This window comes from Streptomyces shenzhenensis (assembly GCF_021462265.1).
In the GTDB taxonomy this organism is placed as follows: Bacteria; Actinomycetota; Actinomycetes; order Streptomycetales; family Streptomycetaceae; genus Streptomyces; species Streptomyces shenzhenensis.
Window position 1 is genome coordinate 1 of record NZ_JAJONF010000047.1, and the last position, 16,897, is coordinate 16,897.

A 16,897-nucleotide genomic window follows, 5' to 3' on the forward strand; every position below is an offset into this window, starting at 1 on the left:
CTGGTGGGTGTGTGAGGCCATCGCTTCTCCCTGGCGGACAGTGTGCGATGCGCAGTGGGTGTGTGGGCGACGGGTCACAAACGTGTTTCGGGAAAACCGTCCCGGTGCTGTGAACGGCCCGGCCTGGCGGGCTGCTCGGCGCCACGTGACGAGCATGACCGGCGTATGTGGAAACTTTGTGGCCCACTTCTCGCACACGTCGTGTCCTGGCCACCTGCACGGCCGGGCCCAGGAGGGAACGGCCGTATGGTGGACGGACGCATGCTGGCTGCGGTCGGCGTCCAGGTCCGGCGTCAGTCGTCCGCAGCCTCCGCCGCGTACTGGGAGGTGGCCGACACGTACAGCGTGTACGGGTTGCCGCGCTCACCATGTGCCGCCGTCATCGTCCTGATCACGTCGGCGGCGTCTCGGCCGGCCTCCACCGCGGCGTCGAAGTCGGTGAGGTAGCGGCGGGAGGCGGCGATGATCCCGGCGGCGTCCGTCTCGTCGGCACCGGGGTGCTGGTGCCCGGCGACCAGCCGTCGCGGGCGCAGGTCCTCGACGATGTCCAGCGCGTCATGCCAGCGGCTGCGCGCCGCCCGGTCCGTCTGCGCGAGCCACATGTGGATGCCGTTGTAGGCGACGTCCCCGCCCACCACGGCGTCCAGGTCCGGGACGTGCACCACACTCGAGGGGTCGGTGTCGCTCTGGCCCACACGTACCGGCCTCAGCTCGTGCCCGTCGACGCCGATCACGTCGCCGGCCAGGGAGCGAGGAGCCACCCGCCGGTCCGGCAGCCCGCCCGGGAAGAGGGACTCCCAGTAGGCCAGGTAGGGGCCGCTGAGCTGTTCCTCGGCGAGCGGCACCACCTCGGGCAGCGCCACCGCCACCGCGTCGGGGAAGGCGTCGAGGACGACGGACAGTCCCAGGAAGTGGTCCGCGTGGCCATGGGTGACGTAGACCGTGGTCAGGACTTTGCCGGTGGCCCGGATCCAGTCGGTGAGATCGTGTGCCTCCTCGGCCGTGATGAGCGCGTCGACGAGCGCGGCCTCGCGGGGGCCGTGCACGAGTGTCGCCGTGCTGGCGGGCCAGGTGGCCCGCTGCCGCGTGTCCCAGCCCCGCACTGGGCCGGCGATGGGCTTGTAGTCGCTGGTGAAGACGTCGATCGACAGCATCCGTGCTGCTCCGTTCCCGTACTGACAGTGGTGGATTCTGCTACGCCCGGTGCCACCGTGGGCGCGGTCGGTGGAGTGTTTGTGCACTCGTCGGCGGTGTGCGGTCCACCGGCAGCGGCCCGTCGGCGTGATCTCGCCGACGCCTCGCCCGACTCGGGCGTGCGGTGGTCCTGCCACCCCCGGACTGCGACACGCATTTCTTGATGGCCGACCGGGAGGTGCCTTCTCTCCTGCCCGGCACCGGTGGCTCGGCGCCGGTCTCGCTCAGAGGGAGAGGAAGCGGTTGACCTCGTGGGCGAAGTCCTCGGGGTGCTGGAAGAGGAACCCGTGTCCGGCGTCGCTGTACAGGACGACCTTGGCGTCCGGCAGCCGCTGCGACATCGCGTAGGTGGCGTAGGCGTGGATCATCACGTCGTGGGCGCCGTTGGCGACCAGGACGGGCAGGGTGAGCTCCTCCTGCCGCTCCCAGTAGCCCTTGAAGCTGCCGATGGCGGCCAGCTGACCACGGAAGGCCTCGTCGCTCACCGCGGCGTTCGACTGCTTGAGCCGGTGGTCCAGCCGCCGCAGGGACGCCAGGCCGGCGGCCCGCGCCTTCTCGGTCTCCGGGTAGAAGAGGTAGAGGAAGTCCTCGTCGCCGTTGTCCGGCTTGCCGGTGGTCTGGGCGACACGCGCCGGCGGGGCGGGCAGGTCGGGAACACCACCGGGCGAACTGCCGGAGACCACCAGGCGGTGCACCAGTTGCGGCGCGGCCAGGGCGACGCCCTGGGCGACGATGCCGCCCATGGACCAGCCCAGCACGTCGATGTCGGTCAGGCCCAGGGCGCCGATGAAGGCCAGAGAGCCCTGCACGAGGCCGTCCATGGTCACCGGCGGTGTGCCGGTGGAGAAGTTGGTGCCGCGGTTGTCGAAGACGATGACCTCGCGCTGTGCCGCCAGCAGATCGAGGAAAGCCGGGTCCCAGTGATCGATGGTGCCGCGCAGACGCATGTGCATGACGAGCGGGCGGGTCCCCTCGCGTCCGAAACGACGGTAGGCGAAGCGCTCGCCTTCGGGGCCGTCGACGTAACGCGTCTCGGCCGAGTCGGCCAGGTAGCTGGTCATGGGTGACTCCTGTCATCGGATGGTGTGCGGTCGGAGTGGGTGCGCCCGGCGTCCGGGTGACGAGCGGTCGAGGCGTGTGTCCGTGCGGAGGCCGGACCCCGGCGGTTCCCGGCCACGGCCGGTGCCCGGTCGTCCGCGCCGGGCGTCGCGGCGGCGCTGTCCCAGCATCCTCCGGCGGTGTGGACGGTTTGTGGGTGTCGCGCGCACGGCCAAGCTCCTCTGGTGTGTCACCGACCCGGCACACGTGTGCCCTCCTGAGGGGTACGGCGACGAACCCGTCGTCCGGGTGGTGGGGCAGGCCGTGAACTGGTGCGGGTCGGCGGAGGCACGTGACGCAACCGGCGCACACTTTCCGTACCCGTTGCGGCCCGCGAAGCCGTTCGCCGAACGCCGTGTGTGCGGGCCCGCTCGTAGTGGATCGCTTCGGCCTCGGGCACCGAGAGCGCGAGGGCGAAGAGCCTCTCGGCCTCGGCCCCGTCGCTCAGGGTCGCCTGTGACCGGGTGACGGGTGTGCTGTCACTGCCTGAGGATGAGCGACGCCAGGAAGGATCCGGCGCTGCCGCCGCCCACGACGATGTGGTCGAACGTGTTGTCCATGCGAGTCATGCTTGCCCGGGTCTCCCTGCGGAAGGGTGGTTCGGCCGTCCCGCGACGGCGGGAGGCCCGTACCGGTGGATCTCGCGTTCTCCGGTCAGCACGGGGTCAGGACCATGCGGAAGCGGGCCGCGCCGCGGAGCATGCGGTCGTAGGCGTGCGCGGCGTCGGCGAGTTCCTCCTGTTCCGTGAGCGGAGCGATGTCATGCGCCTCGGCGAAGCGCAGATGGTGTCCGTTGCCGGCGGGTGTCCCGGTGAGGATCCGTACGTGGCCCGCGGCCGGCTGGACCAGCTCTCGCCCGGTGAGCCGCAGACCGCCGTCCGGCGCGACCTCGACAGCGCGGTACACAGGCATGCTTGGTCTCCCTCACGTGTGACGACGGCAGCCGGCATGGCCACATGTGACAGCCCGGCCCCGTCCCTGGTGCACGGCGCGGGCCCTCGACGGCGACGGTGACGCCGTCCCACACCCCGTGCCTTCCCCATCCTCGGCCATCGTTGTGGACACAATGTGGGTGTGCCTTCGCCACCGAATGTCACCCGCCGGCGTATTCCGAGGTGGGCGGTTCCGCACGCGACCAGCCGCCGGCGTCACACGCGCGGTAACAGGTGTCTCGTCCATGCCCACGACGGCGGGAAGGACGTGCTCAGGCTGGTGGTGTCGTGGCCGGCGTACGGCTGTCGGGCAGCCGCCACACGTCGGGGTGTGCGGCGGAGAGGCCACGGGCCGTCAACCGGCACATGGCGACGAAGCCGGCCACCGCACCCGAGTCGTCGTCGCCGCGCCACATGACGCTCATGCGGTTGTAGAGCCCGCGTATCGGCACGAAGGCCACTTCCGGACGCTCGGCGAACCGGAAGGAGGCAGGAACCGCCGACACCCCGAGCCCCGCCGCGACCAGGTCCGTCACCGCCGAGGGCGCTGTCGGCACCACGTTCAGACCGACCCGCGCGGCCTGCGCGGCGGCCTGCAACTGCGCCCAGCAGTGGCCGCGTTCACGCAAGGGGAAGAGCAGTGGGTCATCGGCCAGGTCGGAGACCGTGACCTCTTCCGCGCATGCCTTCGGGTGGCCCCGTGCCACGAGAGCACTGGTGTGTTCCTCGATCAGCGCCTCGCTCACACATCCGTCGGCCGGGTACTCGTTCCAGGTGAGCACCGCGTCGACCCGCCCACCGGCGAGCGCGGCCGTCTCGTCGTGGTCGTCCAGGCCGGTCACCGACACCTGCACATGGGGGTGTGCGGTGCGGAAGGACCGCAGCGTCTCGGCGAGGAGGCCGCCGGGTGGCCCTGGCAGTGGTGCCGACACCGTCAACATCACCGAATCGGCGCGGCCCTCGGCGACCGACCGGGCGGCGAGGACCAGCCGCCGGTTCTGTGCCAGTGCCCGCTCGGCGTGTGGCGCGATCAACCGGCCGGCCGCGGTGAGTTCGGCGCCCCGGGACGTCCGGTCGAAGAGCGCCACGCCGAGCAGCCGTTCCAACTGCTGCACCTGTCTGCTGAGCGCCGGCTGGGCGACGCCGATGCTGCTCGCGGCGTGCCGGAAGTGCCCCTCCCGTGCGACGGCGAGGAAGGCTCTCAGCAGCCGGGGCTCCACGTCCGGCTCGGACGGTGTCGTCCCGAAGGGCGGTTCTGACGTGTTCACAGAATAAGTCACCTTCGCGGTCGAGACGCCGGACGCGGCACACCTATGTCCGTGGCGGACAACCCACACGTCCAAGAGGGTATTCCGTCATGGCATCACCTGATGACGAAACGGTCTTGGACGGTCGTGGACGCCCTCCGCTGGGATGGACGCAACCCGCATCGGAAGCGAGGAACACGTGACGTCCCTGTCCGGCAACACAGCCGCCCCTGTCCTGACGGACCCCGGCACCCAGACCGCCGTCCATTTCCTGGGGGGCCTGGTCCGCATGCGGGCCAGGGCCACCGACACCGCGGGGGCGTACGCCCTCCTGGAGCACACCGGGGAACGCGGCTACATGTCCCCGCTGCACCTGCACGAGTCGGACGAGGAGACGTTCCTGGTCCTCGAAGGCACGCTGCGGGTCGAGGTCGGCAACGAGGTGCGCGGCGTGGGGGCGGGCGGCCTGGCCATGCTGCCCAGGGGACTCGCCCACGGCTTCGTCGTCACCTCACCGCAGGCACGGTTCCTGACCCTGTACACCCCCGGCGGCGGCTTCGACGAGTTCGTCGCCGAGATCGGCGTCCCCCTCGCCACCGGCCAGGACCCCTCGGCCGGTGAAGTCCCCGACCCGCAGGAACTGACCCGCATCGCGTCCTTCTACGGCATCCAGATCGTCGGCCCGCCGCTGCTCCCGTGAGCCCGGGGCCCGGTCCTCCGAGCGAGGCGGACCCGCACCCCGGCGGGTCCGTCCCCCTGGCCGCTCACGTGCGAAACCTCAGGGCCGCCGGCCGCCGTCACGCCCGTGGTGAGCCCTGAGAACACCACCGTAGGAGGGTGTGGGGCCGCATGCGGAAGGCTGCCACCGCACGGAAGGCGGCGGCGCTCGGCTACGGACCGTCGTTCCTGGTCGGCCGGCAGGTGGCCGTACAACTCGGCCTGACGCTGCACCGCTCCTCGGAGCACGCGGTCTGACCGCCCCGCACCCGGGCCGACGCCGTGCGCCGACCGCGCCGTGCTGCCCCTTTCGGGCGTGCGGCGTGCAACTGGCCGATCCGCTCAGGTGCGACGGTGAACGACTCGACTTCTTCCGTTGCGGGCACCGGTCACCCGAGAGGAGGGGCGCTGGGCCGACTCGGCCGCCGGGGCGATCCCTCGGCCCGGCCGCTCGCGCGCCCCAGGTTGTCCCACGAGTCCCAGGGGGTGCCCGGCGAAGGCGGCGGCCGGGCGGGGGGCGGCCGAGTCGGCCGGTCTGGGTGTTGTGCTGGTCGAAGCGGCGGCCGTCGGCGGCGTCCGGCTCGCCCTGCCGGTGGCCGTGCGTTTGGTGGACGGCTCATCCGGTGCGGGTGGCCAGACCGGCGGCGACGGTGCGGGCGGTGCTGGTCAGGCGGGGTGGGAAGTCGACGATCGCGTGGGCGAGGCGGGGTTCCTCCGCGTAGAGACGGGCCAGGGCTTCGGGTGGGGTGGAGATCTGCCACAGGGCGCCGGCGACCAGGCTGACCGTGCTGACGAGTTCCCGGGTGGCCGCTTCGTCCAGGGCCGGCTGGAAGCGGGCGCCGGTCCTCGCCATGTCGTCCAGGGCGGCGAGTGCCGCCAACTTGTACGTCAGGACGGCTTCGGCGGAGACGTGGCGCTCGAGGTGAAGCGCCGCGTGCGCGAGCAGGTCGCACAACAGCGGCTGGTCCACGAGGGTCCGGCTCAGTGCCCTGGCCAGTTCGTCGGCCGTGCCGTCCGTCCGCCCCTCCAGCGCCGCCCGCAGATCGTTTGCCCATCGTGTCCAGCACTCGGCGGTGAGCCGCAGGTAGATGTCCTCGCGGGTCTCGACGTAGCGCAGGACCGCCGACTTGTTGATGCCCGTCCGGGCGGCGATGTCGGTCAGGGTCACCGCGCGTACACCCTTCTCCAGGGCCAGGGAGCGCGCCGCGTCCATGATCGCGGCAAGTCGCAGTTCCTTGTGCTCCGGCCTGCGTGCACGTCGTACGTGGGGAGGCAACTCGTTCACTCCGCCAATTTAGCAAAACGCTGTTCACTTGTTTAGTGAACGCTGTTGCGTTAAGTTGGTCGAGCGGCAGGGAGTCCGGCTGTGCCGGGCGCACGCCATCCGTGCGAGCCGGTGCCCTCACTCGCCGTCCTCCTTCGCTTCCCGTGCCCACACCCTCGTGAAAGGGACTCTCAGTGATCACGTACGACAAGCTGTACATCGGCGGACGTTGGACCGAACCGGTCAAGAAGGAACTGCTGGAGGTCCGCTCCCCGCACGACCGATCCCTCGTCGGGCGGGCCGCCGAGGCCACGAAGCCCGATGTGGACCTGGCGGTCGCCATCGCACGCAAGGCCTTCGACGAGGGCCCCTGGCCGCGCATGACCCCGGCCGAGCGGCATGAGGTGGTCGTCCGTTTCAACGACCTCTACGCCAAGCGCGCCGAGGAGATCGCCGACCTCACCACGGCCGAGAACGGCAGCGCCCGCTGGTTCACCGGTTGGACGGCGGCCGCGCTGTCCCAGCAGACCGACGCCTTCCTGCGCGCCGCGGCCGCCCTGCCCTGGGAGGAGGAGATGCCCCGGACCGACGGCGCGGGCGGCCGCATCCTCGTGCGCCGGGAGCCGGTGGGAGTCGTCGCCGCCGTCATCCCCTGGAACGCGCCGCACCAGTCCGCACTCGTCAAGATCGTCCCCGCCCTGCTGGCGGGCTGCACCGTCGTCCTCAAGTCCTCGCCCGAGAACGCCCTCGTCACGCTGCTGCTGGGGGAGATCCTCACCGCCGCGGGTGTGCCGGAGGGGGTGGTCAGCATCCTGCCGGCAGACCGCGAGACCAGTGAACACCTCGTCTCCCACCCCGATGTCGACAAGATCGCCTTCACCGGTTCGACGGGCGCCGGACGCGCCATCGCGGCCATCGCCGGTCGGCAGCTGAAGCGGGTGAGTCTGGAACTCGGCGGCAAGTCCGCCGCCATCGTGCTGGAGGACGCCGACCTCGACGCCATGGTGGAGGGGCTGAAGTTCCTCTCCTTCGCCAACAACGGCGAGGCCTGCGTCGCCCACACCCGGATCCTGGTGCACCGCAGCCGCTACGACGAGGCCGTGCACAGGCTGAAGGACCTCGTCGAGTCGCTGACCGTCGGAGATCCCGGCGACCCCGGTACCTTCGTCGGTCCCATGGTCAGGGCCGATCAGCAGGCGCGCGTGCGCTCCTACATCGAGACGGGCATCCGGGAGGGTGCCCGGCTCGTCACGGGCGGCCCCGAGGTGCCGGCCGGCCTGGAAGGCGGCTACTACGTCACCCCCACCCTCTTCGCCGATGTCGACAACTCGATGACCATCGCGCGGGAGGAGATCTTCGGCCCGGTGCTCGTGGTCATACCGTTCGGGGACGACGACGAGGCGGTGCGCATCGCCAACGACTCCCCCTACGGTCTCGGCGGCGGTGTCTGGACGGCCGACGAGGGCCGCGCGCTGGAGATCGCGCGGCGCATCCGCACCGGCACCTTCTCCGTCAACGGCGCGCCGTTCTCCTTCGACGCCCCCTTCGGGGGATTCAAGAACAGCGGCATCGGCAGGGAGTTCGGCACGGTCGGGCTTGGCCAGTACGTCGAGTACAAGACGATAGCCTCCTGACGCACGGCACGGCGTGCCCAGCCCGCACGGGCGCGCCACGGCATGCCAACCGGCAGACCGCAGAACGTGGTTGACGGACGCGCACCTCACCCGTCCGCGACCGCGGTGACGCCGCAATGTGGTGCATGGCCGTCCCGTCGCCCCGTCGCCCCGTCGCCCTCTCGGCGGACCGGCACCGGTCGCCCGTCTACAGCGATCGGTGCCCGGGTGGCGCGGTGCGCATCCGCTCCTCTCGGTCAGCGGAAGGCGGGGGCCGTGAGGCGGCTGGCTCTCCGGCAGCTCTGACAGCCCCCCCGCCACGGCTGTCCGGAACTGGCCATGGCGATGGTGGCGAACGGTCCCGTGCCGAGCCCGGATCCGGCCGGCAGTGTGGTTTCGGCGGCCAGACGGCACGACGGGTCGGTGGAATTGAGTAGTCCCAGCTGAACGACGGCCCCGATCAGGGGAGTTCGAGTCGGGCGTCAGGGTGAAGACAACGTTGCCAGCGCCGTGGCGACGTTGCGGAACACTGCTCTCGCGGGTGAGGCCTGTCAAGACTCTGGGCTCACCCTGGCCCTACTTCTATTAAATTAGTAATTATTCTTGACATGATTTCGGCCGCGAGCCACAGTCGTCGCCGTGACGTCGAAGGCCCGCTCCGGCAGAGCGGCCCGCGTCCCGTTCTCCTGCTTCCCGACCCCTGGGAGACGCACGTGATCTCGCACCCGCCCGTACGCAGACCCCGGTTCCACCCGTTCGCCCGGCCCGCCCTCGCGGCCGCCGTCGCGGTGGTCCTGGCCGCCACCGTGCCCCCCCGCGCCGCCGCGCAGACGGCCGTCGACCAGGGCGCACCCGCCGCCTACGACAGCGGCCTCGCACCGACGCCCTACATGGGCTGGAACACCTACTACGGGCTCGGCGCGCCCACCGAGAGCGAGGTGCGCGCCGTCGCCGACAAGCTGGTCAGCAGCGGTCTGCGGGACAGCGGCTACGACATCGTGTGGCTGGACGGCGGCTGGCAGGCCGACAACCCCCGGGATGCCCAGGGCCGGTTGGCGGCCAACCCCGACCGCTTCCCCTCCGGCATCCCGGCCCTCGTCTCCTACCTGCACGAACGGGGGCTGCGGGCCGGTATCTACACCGACGCCGGCACCTACGACGGCGGCAGGAGCTGCGGTCTGGGCAGCCGCGGGTACTACGACCAGGACGCACGGCAGTTCGCGAGCTGGAAGATCGACGCGATCAAGGTCGACTTCCTCTGCGGGATCGGCGCGAAGCTCGACCCGGGGCCCGCCTACAAGGAGTTCAGTGACGCGGTCGCCAAGTCCGGCCGCAGGATGCTGCTGAACCTCTGCAACCCGCTCACCGACGACTGGGGCCTGCCGCACACCCCCGAGCAGGACGCCCACAACACCTACGTCTACGCCCCGGCGATCGCCGACTCCTGGCGCACCGGCACCGACATCGCCTGGGGCACCCCCAGCCCCGGCGAGTGGCCCGACATCCTGCGCAACATGGACGCCAACGCCTGGCACCCCGAGGCACAGGGCCCCGGCCACTACAACGACCCCGACTACCTCATCCCCATGCGGAAGATGACCGACGGGACGTACGAGCTCACCCAGGAGGAGTCCACCACCCAGTTCGTGATGTGGGCCGAGATGGGCTCACCGCTGATGCTGGGCTCCGACCCGCGCACGCTGCCCGACGCGATGATCAGGACCCTCCGCAATCCGGAGATCATCGCGGTGGACCAGGACCCCCTCGCGGTCCAGGGGGTGCGGGTGGCGACCGACTCGGTCGGCGACGTCTACAGCAAGGTGCTGCGGGGGGACGGGCAGCGTGCCGTCGTGCTGCTCAACCGTTCCGGCCAACCCGCGCTCCGCACCGTGCAGTTCGCCGACGCCGGCCTCGGCGGCCCGGTGCGCGTCCGTGACCTGCGGGCGCGCGCCGACCGGGGCACGCACACCGGGTCGTACACCGTCGAGGTCCCCGCGCACGGCACCGCGTTCCTCAGGCTGACCGGCGCCGACGCGCTGCCGGGGACGGACCTGGGCGTGACCGCGACCGCGAGCCCGGCCGTGGTGAGCGACGGTGCCACGTTCTTCCGGGGGCCGCACGGCTCGCTCGTCGAGCGGACCGACGGGAGCACGAAGGACCTCGGCGGTCCCGCGCAGGGCAGGATCCTGGGCCAGCCCGCCGCGTACGCCTCCGCCGGCGGCCGCGTCGACGTCTTCGTACGCGGCGCCGACTCGCGGGCCTACCGGCGGGTCCACGCCGACGGACGGTGGGGCCGATGGCAGTCGCTGGGCGGGGAGCTGACCGACGCGCCGTCCGTCGCCTTCACCGACCCGACCCACTGGACCCTGTTCGCGCGCGGCGCCGACGGCACGGTCGTGCAGCGCGGTCCGGACTCCGGCTGGTCCTCGCTCGGCACGCCCGGTGACCGGGGGGTCCAGGGCCGCCCGTCCGCCGTCGTCGACGCCCAGGGGCGCGTCCACGTCGCCGTACGCACCGCCGCGGACGACGTGTGGACGCGCACGCGGGACACCTCGGGGCAGTGGTCCGAGTGGACGTCCCTCGGCGGAACCGTCAGCGGCAGCCCGACCCTGGTCACCGCCGGGGACACGGTGCTGCTGTACGCGCGGGCCGCCGACTACACGCTCTGGCAGCAGCGCTACGCCGACGGCGCCTGGCAGGGCTGGAGCAAGCGGCAGGAGTTCCCGAGCGCGGCGTTCGACGGCGCGCTCGGCGCGGTCGCCGGCCCGGACGGAGCCGTGGACGCGGTGTTCCGCGGCGTCGACGGCCACGTGTACCAGATCCGATTCAAGTGAACGAGGAACCCGACATGGCCACTTCCCAGACCAGCAGACGGCGGTTCCTCACCGGAGTCGGTGCCGCCGGGACCGCGGCGCTGCTCGGCGGCTGCGTCACCTCCGCCTCCTCCGGCAAGGGCTCCTCGAAGGGCGCGGTGACCCTCCAGTCCAACCTGTCCGCCCCGCAGGCCAAGGCCGCGATGGAGGACCTGGTCGCGGCCTACGCCAAGAAGGGGTCCGGCAGGGCCGATCTCAACACGGTCGCCGCCGAGACCTTCCGCACCCAGCTGCCGACCTACCTCACCTCCGCCAACCCGCCGGACGTGTACACCTGGTACCCCGGCTCGGTCGCGGACGCCTACGCCAAGAAGAACCTGCTGCTCGGCCTCGACGAGGTGTGGAACTCCTCGCCCGACCTCAAGCGGTACACCAAGGCGCTGCACTCGCTGTGCACCGCGAGCTCCGGCAAGAAGGTCTTCGTGCCCAACACCTACTACTGGTGGGGCATGTTCTACCGGAAGTCCGACTTCGCCAAGTGGGGCGTGAGCGAGCCCACGAGCTGGGACGGCCTCCTCGACCTGTGCGACAAGCTCAAGAGCAGGGGCGTCACCCCGATCGGGCTCGGCGCCGGCGGCAACACCCCCTGGGTGGCGTCGGCCTGGTTCGACTACCTCGACATCAGGATCAACGGCGCCCAGTACCACCGCGAACTCCTCGCGGGCAAGCACCGGTTCGACGACCCCGAGGTGCGCAAGGTCTTCGACCGCTGGCGGGAGGTGCTGCCCTACTTCGACCCGAACGGCACCGCCGTCGCCTTCCAGGACGCGACGACCGCCCTGCTCAACGGCCGCAGCGGCATGATGCTCATCGGCACCTTCTTCGCCGACGCCGCGCCCAAGAGCGCCCTGGACGACATCGACTTCTTCCGCTTCCCGGTCATCGACTCCAAGGTCCCGCTCGCCGAGGAGGCGCCGGTCGACGGCTACTTCGCCAGCGCCCGCAGCGGCCGCCGCGACCAGGTCTTCCACCTGCTGAAGTACCTCGCCACGGCCGAGGCCCAGGAGATCTACATCAAGGGCTCCTCCGGGACCGTGCTGCCCTGCAACCCGGACGCCAAGGACGCCGGTACCGCGCTGGTGAAGAAGGGCCGCGCGCACGTCGCCGCGGCCGCCGAGATCACCCAGTTCTTCAACCGGGACTCCAGCGACGCCCTCCAGCCCACCGCGGACACCGCCCTGACCAGGTTCCTGGCCGAGCCGAAGTCGATCGGCGGCATCCTGACCGACTGGCAGCGGGACGCCGAGAAGATCTGGAACGCCTGACATGGCCGTCCTGACCGCGCCCGAAAGGAGGTCCCCGGCCCGCCCGCCCGTCAGCGGCAGGCGGGCCCGGGGACCCCGGCGCACCCCGCCGCTGGTCCTCGCCTTCGTCCTGGTACCGCTGCTCGCCGAGGCCCTGTGGGTGTTCTGGCCCGCCCTCCAGGGCTTCTACCTCGCCCTGACCAAGTGGGACGGCGTCTCCCCGCCGCAGTTCGTCGGCCTGGACAACTTCCGGGAGATGGCCCACGACGACGTCTTCCGCAGCGCCGCCGGCCACACCGTGCTGTGGCTGGTCCTCTTCGGCGGCCTGTCCGCCGTACTGGGGCTCGCCGCCGCGCTGCTGCTCCAGCAGGAGCGGCGCGGGGTCGGCTTCTACCGGGCCGCCCTGTTCCTGCCGGTCGTCTTCTCGCTGGTCGCCACCGCCCTGGTCTGGCAGGCGATCTACCAGCCCGACGGCGTCCTGAACCGCCTGCTGGACACCGTGGGCCTCGGCAGCCTCCGGCACGCCTGGCTCGCGGACCAGGACACCGCTCTGTACGCGGTGATCGTGCCCGCGCTGTGGCGCCAGATCGGCTACGTCATGGTCCTGTACCTCGCCGGTCTGAAGGGCATCGACCCCGTGCTCTACGAGGCCGCCAAGGTCGACGGCGCGAGCGCGCTGCAGCGCTTCCGGCATGTCACGCTGCCCCAACTGCGCGGTGTCAACGCGGTCGTCCTGTCCGTCATCGTCATCGACTCGCTGCGCTCCTTCGACGTCGTCTGGTCGCTCACCCGCGGCGGCCCCTACCACTCGTCCGAACTGCTGAGCACCTACATGTACTCGACCGCCTTCCAGTCCCTGCGACTCGGCTACGGCTCCGCCCTGGCCGTCGTCATCTTCGTCCTCGCCTTCGGGGTCATCGCCTCCTACCTCGTGCGCGCCTTCCGGGAGGCCGACTGATGTCCGCCGACGCCACGGCCAACTCGGCGGCGGTGCGCCGCAGCAGAGCGGCCACCGCCGGATTCCACCTCGGTGCCGGCGCCCTGTCCGTCCTGTGGCTGCTGCCCATCGCCCTGGTCCTGGTGACCAGCCTGCGCTCCTTCGACGACATCGCCGCCCACGGCCTGGGCAGCCGGCCGCACTCCTTCACCCTGTCCAACTTCGGCCAGGCCTGGACCGACGGCGGCCAGCAGCAGGCCCTGATCAACAGCCTGCTCGTCACCGTCCCCTGCGTCCTGGTCACCCTCGCCCTCGCCGCCATGGCCGCGTTCGCCCTCAGCCGCTACGAACTCCCCTTCCGGCGCTCTTTGCTGCTGCTCATGCTCGGCGGCAACCTGCTCCCGCCGCAGATCCTGCTCATCCCGGTGTCCAAGCTCAGCGAGGTGATGGGCGTCTACGACACACTGCCCGCGCTCATCGGTGTGCAGATCGGCTTCGGCGTCGGCTTCTACGTCTTCGTCCTGCACGGGTTCATGCGGTCGATCCCGGTGGAGATCCAGCAGGCGGCGGTCGTGGACGGCGCCGGGCCCTGGCAGATCTTCCGGCGGATCATCCTGCCGCTGACCCGCCCCGCCCTGGCCGCCCTCAGCGCGCTCTCCTTCACCTGGATCTTCAACGACCTGCTCTGGGCGATCACCGTGCTGCGCAGCGACAGCAAGATGCCGATCACCGCCGCCCTCATCGGACTCCAGGGCCAGTACGTGTCGATGTGGAACGTGATCGCGGCCGGGTCCGTGATCGCCGCCGCGCCCACGGTCGCCGTGTTCCTGCGCTTCCAGCGGCACTTCGTGGCCGGCCTCAACCTGGGGGCGGTCAAGTGACCTACCCGCGCTGGACCTTGCGGACGGAGCACACCAGCTACACCGTCCGCCTCTCCCCGGACGGCCCCTGGGCCGAGCTCGACGCCTGGGGCCCGCTCGGCGTCGAGGACGGGCCGTCCGCCCTGGACTGGTCCCACCGCACCCACTTCATCACGCCCGCCGACGCGGCTCCGGCCGAGTATCTGCCGTACGGGCTGCGGCCGTTCACCGGATCCGAGCTGGTGGTGTCGACTCCCGGCGGGGAGCGGGGCATGTGGTGGGAGTTCGACGGCGCCGAGGAGGCGCAGGGGGCTCTTCGGCTCGCCTTCACGGACGAGGTGACCGGCCTGCGGACGGTCCTGTGCTACGCGACCGTCCCCGGCACCGACGTGATCCTGCGCTGGGCCGAGTTCACCGCCACGGCCGAACTCCGCCTGGAGCGGCTCGACTCGGCCGCAGTCACCGTTCCCGTCAGGGGCGCGGCCCGGCTGACCTGCCTCGCCGGGCAGTGGTCCCAGGAGTTCCAGCACACCCGGCTCGACCTCGCCAGGGGCACGTTCAGCATCGGCAGCCTGCAGGGTGTGGCAGGGCACGCGTACGCGCCCTGGCTCGTCGTGCAGGACGGGGAGGCCGCGTACGGTGTCGCCCTCGAATGGGCGGGCAACTGGCACATCACGGCGGAAGCCGAACCGGGCGGGGCCGTTCGGGTCCGGGCCGGACGGGTCCCGCACGAGGGCGCCGTACGCATCGCCCCCGGGGAGACCCTCAAGGCGCCCCGCCTCGCCTGCGCCTTCAGCGCGGACGGACTCGACGGTCTGTCCCGGGTCTGGCACCGCTACGAGCGCCGCCTGGCCGGCGACCGGCTGCACCGCCCCCGCAAGGTGCTCTACAACTCCTGGGAGGCCACCGGCTTCGACGTCGACGCGGCCGGTCAGCTGGAACTGGCGAAGGCGGCCGCGGACCTCGGGGCCGAGCTGTTCGTCGTGGACGACGGCTGGTTCACCGGCCGCGGCGACGACACCGGGGGACTGGGCGACTGGTACCCCGACCCTCAGGCCTTCCCGCAGGGCTTCGACCGGTTCGTCGCCGACGTCCGCGGCCTCGGCCTGGACTTCGGCCTGTGGGTGGAACCGGAGGCGGTCAGCCCCGGCAGCCGGCTGCACGCCGAACACCCCGAGTGGGTCTACCGCGTCGACGGCCGGCCGGCCCGTCTCGTCCGCAACCAGCTGCTGCTCGACCTCGGCCGGAGCGACGTCCAGGACTTCGTGATCGCCACCCTCGACCGGCTGCTCGGCACCTACGCCATCGGCTATCTGAAGTGGGACATGAACCGCCCGCCCACCGAACGCGGCCGTCCCGGCGCCGGTCCCGCCGACCGGGTCGACCTGGACGCGGAGCACGTCGCCGGATACCTGCGGGTCCTCGACCACCTGCGCGCCGCCCACCCCGACGTCACCGTCGAGGGCTGCGCCGGCGGCGGCGGACGGGTCGAGCACGCCACCCTCGCCCGCACCGACGTCGTCTGGCCCAGCGACAACACCGCGCCCCTGGACCGGCTGCGCATCCAGTACGGCTTCCTGCACGCCCACGCGCCCCACGTCATGAGCTCCTGGGTCACCGACGCCCCCGGCGTCTTCGACCCGCGCCCGCGCAGCCTCGCCTTCCGCTTCGTCAACGCCATGTGCGGAGTCCTCGGGATCGGCGCCGACCTGCGCGCCTGGACCCCGGAGCAGCGATCCGAGGCCGCCCGGTGGATCGCCCGCTACAAGGAGGTGCGGGACGTCGTCCACCACGGGGAGGCCCGGCTGCTCGGGACACCGGACGACCCCACCTGCGGCGTGCAGTTCGACGCCGGCGACCGTACCGTCGTCGCCGCGCTCTCCACCGGCCGCCTCGACGGGGCACCGCTGCTGCCCGGCCGCCCCGACCGGCTGCGGCTGCGCGGCCTGGACCCGGCGGCACGCTACCGGGACACGGCGACCGGAGCGTCGTACAGCGGAGCCCATCTGCGCCACCACGGCCTGCCGTTCGCGTGGAGTGCCGGGCACGATGCCGACCTGGTGGTGCTCAGACGCCTGTAGGACGCATATGTTTCCAGCAGCTCACCCTCTAAGGAGCCCGATGGACCAGTCCGTACGACGGTACGGTGCCCGCTTCACCGGCCGTACCGCCGTGGTGACCGGCGCCGCCTCCGGCATCGGAGCCGCCACCGCCGCCCGCCTCGCCGGGGAGGGCGCCGCCGTCGTGCTCGCCGACATCGCGGACGAGCGTGGCCGGGCCGTGGTGGACGGAATCGAGAAGGACGGCGGCCGGGCCAGGTACGTGCACGCGGACGTCGCCGCCGAGGACGACTGGGCACGGATCGTGACCGCCGCGCACGCCTTCGGCCCGGTCGACGTGCTCGTCAGCAACGCCTACACCGTCGAGGTCGTACCGGCCCACGAGCTGACCCTGCCGTCCTGGCAGCGGCAGCTCGCCGTCAACCTCACCGGCGGCTTCCTCGGCGTCCGGGCGGTCCTGCCCGACCTGCGCGCCCGCCGCGGCGCGGTGGTCCTCACCTCGTCGGTGCACGCCCACGCCGGCATCCCCGGCCACCCCGCCTACGCCGCGGCCAAGGGCGGCCTGCTCTCCCTGTGCGGACAGCTCGCCGTCGAGTACGGGCCCGAGGTGCGCGTCAACGCGGTGGTTCCCGGGCCCGTCCTGACCGCGGCCTGGGACCGGGTGCCGCCCGAGGAACGCGAACGCAGCATCGCCCAGACCGCCGCCCGCCGCTTCGGCACGCCCGAGGAGGTGGCCGCCGCGATCGCGTTCCTCTGCGCCGACGAGGCCTCCTACATCACCGGGTCCAGTCTCGTCGTGGACGGCGGCTGGAGCGTCGTGAAGGCTTCCGCATGAGCCCCGCCGAACCGGCCGTTGAA

Annotated in this window: 14 protein-coding genes; 9 read left to right on the forward strand and 5 right to left on the reverse strand. The window is 71.7% G+C overall.

All coding sequences use genetic code 11. From position 1 onward, the window contains the following. Positions 1-293 precede the first annotated feature (293 nt). From LQ326_RS38285 to LQ326_RS38300, 4 genes are all read right to left on the reverse strand, one after another. Positions 294-1,154, reverse strand: a complete 861-nt coding sequence (locus tag LQ326_RS38285; RefSeq protein ID WP_234543685.1) for an MBL fold metallo-hydrolase — start codon at positions 1,152-1,154, stop codon at positions 294-296. 264 nt (positions 1,155-1,418) lie between these two features. Further along, the gene (locus LQ326_RS38290; RefSeq protein WP_234543686.1) at positions 1,419-2,255 is read right to left on the reverse strand and encodes an alpha/beta hydrolase; all 837 of its coding nucleotides are present in this window, start codon (positions 2,253-2,255) and stop codon (positions 1,419-1,421) included. A gap of 691 nt (positions 2,256-2,946) precedes the next feature. Then, the gene (locus LQ326_RS38295; RefSeq protein ID WP_234543687.1) at positions 2,947-3,204 is read right to left on the reverse strand and encodes an MDR/zinc-dependent alcohol dehydrogenase-like family protein; all 258 of its coding nucleotides are present in this window, start codon (positions 3,202-3,204) and stop codon (positions 2,947-2,949) included. Positions 3,205-3,496: 292 nt separating this feature from the next. Further along, a complete protein-coding gene (locus LQ326_RS38300) occupies positions 3,497-4,492 on the reverse strand; it encodes a LysR family transcriptional regulator (RefSeq protein ID WP_234543688.1) in 996 nt (331 codons plus the stop codon). 178 nt (positions 4,493-4,670) lie between these two features. Between LQ326_RS38300 and LQ326_RS38305 the strand changes: the two genes are divergently transcribed. After that, the gene (locus LQ326_RS38305) at positions 4,671-5,171 is read left to right on the forward strand and encodes a cupin domain-containing protein (RefSeq protein WP_234543689.1); all 501 of its coding nucleotides are present in this window, start codon (positions 4,671-4,673) and stop codon (positions 5,169-5,171) included. Between the two features lie 149 nt (positions 5,172-5,320). After that, positions 5,321-5,446 (forward strand): hypothetical protein, encoded by a 126-nt coding sequence (locus tag LQ326_RS48090; protein WP_268208107.1) that lies wholly within the window; start codon positions 5,321-5,323, stop codon positions 5,444-5,446. A 358-nt stretch (positions 5,447-5,804) separates the two neighbouring features. On the opposite strand, the gene LQ326_RS38310 is transcribed toward LQ326_RS48090, so the two are convergent. Beyond that, positions 5,805-6,473, reverse strand: coding sequence for a TetR/AcrR family transcriptional regulator (locus LQ326_RS38310; protein WP_234543690.1), 669 nt, complete (start codon positions 6,471-6,473; stop codon positions 5,805-5,807). A 173-nt stretch (positions 6,474-6,646) separates the two neighbouring features. Here LQ326_RS38310 and LQ326_RS38315 point away from each other — a divergent pair, with 173 nt between their 5' ends. The 7 genes from LQ326_RS38315 (at position 6,647) to LQ326_RS38345 (ending at position 16,874) form a co-directional block, all read left to right on the forward strand. After that, on the forward strand, positions 6,647-8,086 hold the full coding sequence (locus LQ326_RS38315) for an aldehyde dehydrogenase (RefSeq protein WP_234543691.1): 1,440 nt from the start codon (positions 6,647-6,649) through the stop codon (positions 8,084-8,086). 587 nt (positions 8,087-8,673) lie between these two features. Continuing rightward, positions 8,674-10,899, forward strand: coding sequence for a glycoside hydrolase family 27 protein (locus LQ326_RS38320; protein WP_234543692.1), 2,226 nt, complete (start codon positions 8,674-8,676; stop codon positions 10,897-10,899). Positions 10,900-10,913: 14 nt separating this feature from the next. After that, a complete protein-coding gene (locus tag LQ326_RS38325) occupies positions 10,914-12,203 on the forward strand; it encodes an ABC transporter substrate-binding protein (RefSeq protein WP_234543693.1) in 1,290 nt (429 codons plus the stop codon). 1 nt (position 12,204) lies between these two features. Continuing rightward, a complete protein-coding gene (locus LQ326_RS38330) occupies positions 12,205-13,140 on the forward strand; it encodes a carbohydrate ABC transporter permease (protein ID WP_234543694.1) in 936 nt (311 codons plus the stop codon). Beyond that, a complete protein-coding gene (locus tag LQ326_RS38335) occupies positions 13,140-14,000 on the forward strand; it encodes a carbohydrate ABC transporter permease (protein ID WP_234543695.1) in 861 nt (286 codons plus the stop codon). Before LQ326_RS38330 ends, LQ326_RS38335 begins: the two co-directional genes overlap by 1 nt. Beyond that, positions 13,997-16,060, forward strand: coding sequence for an alpha-galactosidase (locus LQ326_RS38340; protein ID WP_234543696.1), 2,064 nt, complete (start codon positions 13,997-13,999; stop codon positions 16,058-16,060). The genes LQ326_RS38335 and LQ326_RS38340 overlap by 4 nt, the downstream gene beginning before the upstream one ends. Before the next feature lie 40 nt (positions 16,061-16,100). Continuing rightward, positions 16,101-16,874 carry an SDR family NAD(P)-dependent oxidoreductase gene (locus tag LQ326_RS38345; RefSeq protein ID WP_234543697.1) on the forward strand — a complete coding sequence of 258 codons (774 nt, stop codon included), beginning with the start codon at positions 16,101-16,103 and terminating at the stop codon, positions 16,872-16,874. Positions 16,875-16,897 lie beyond the last annotated feature (23 nt).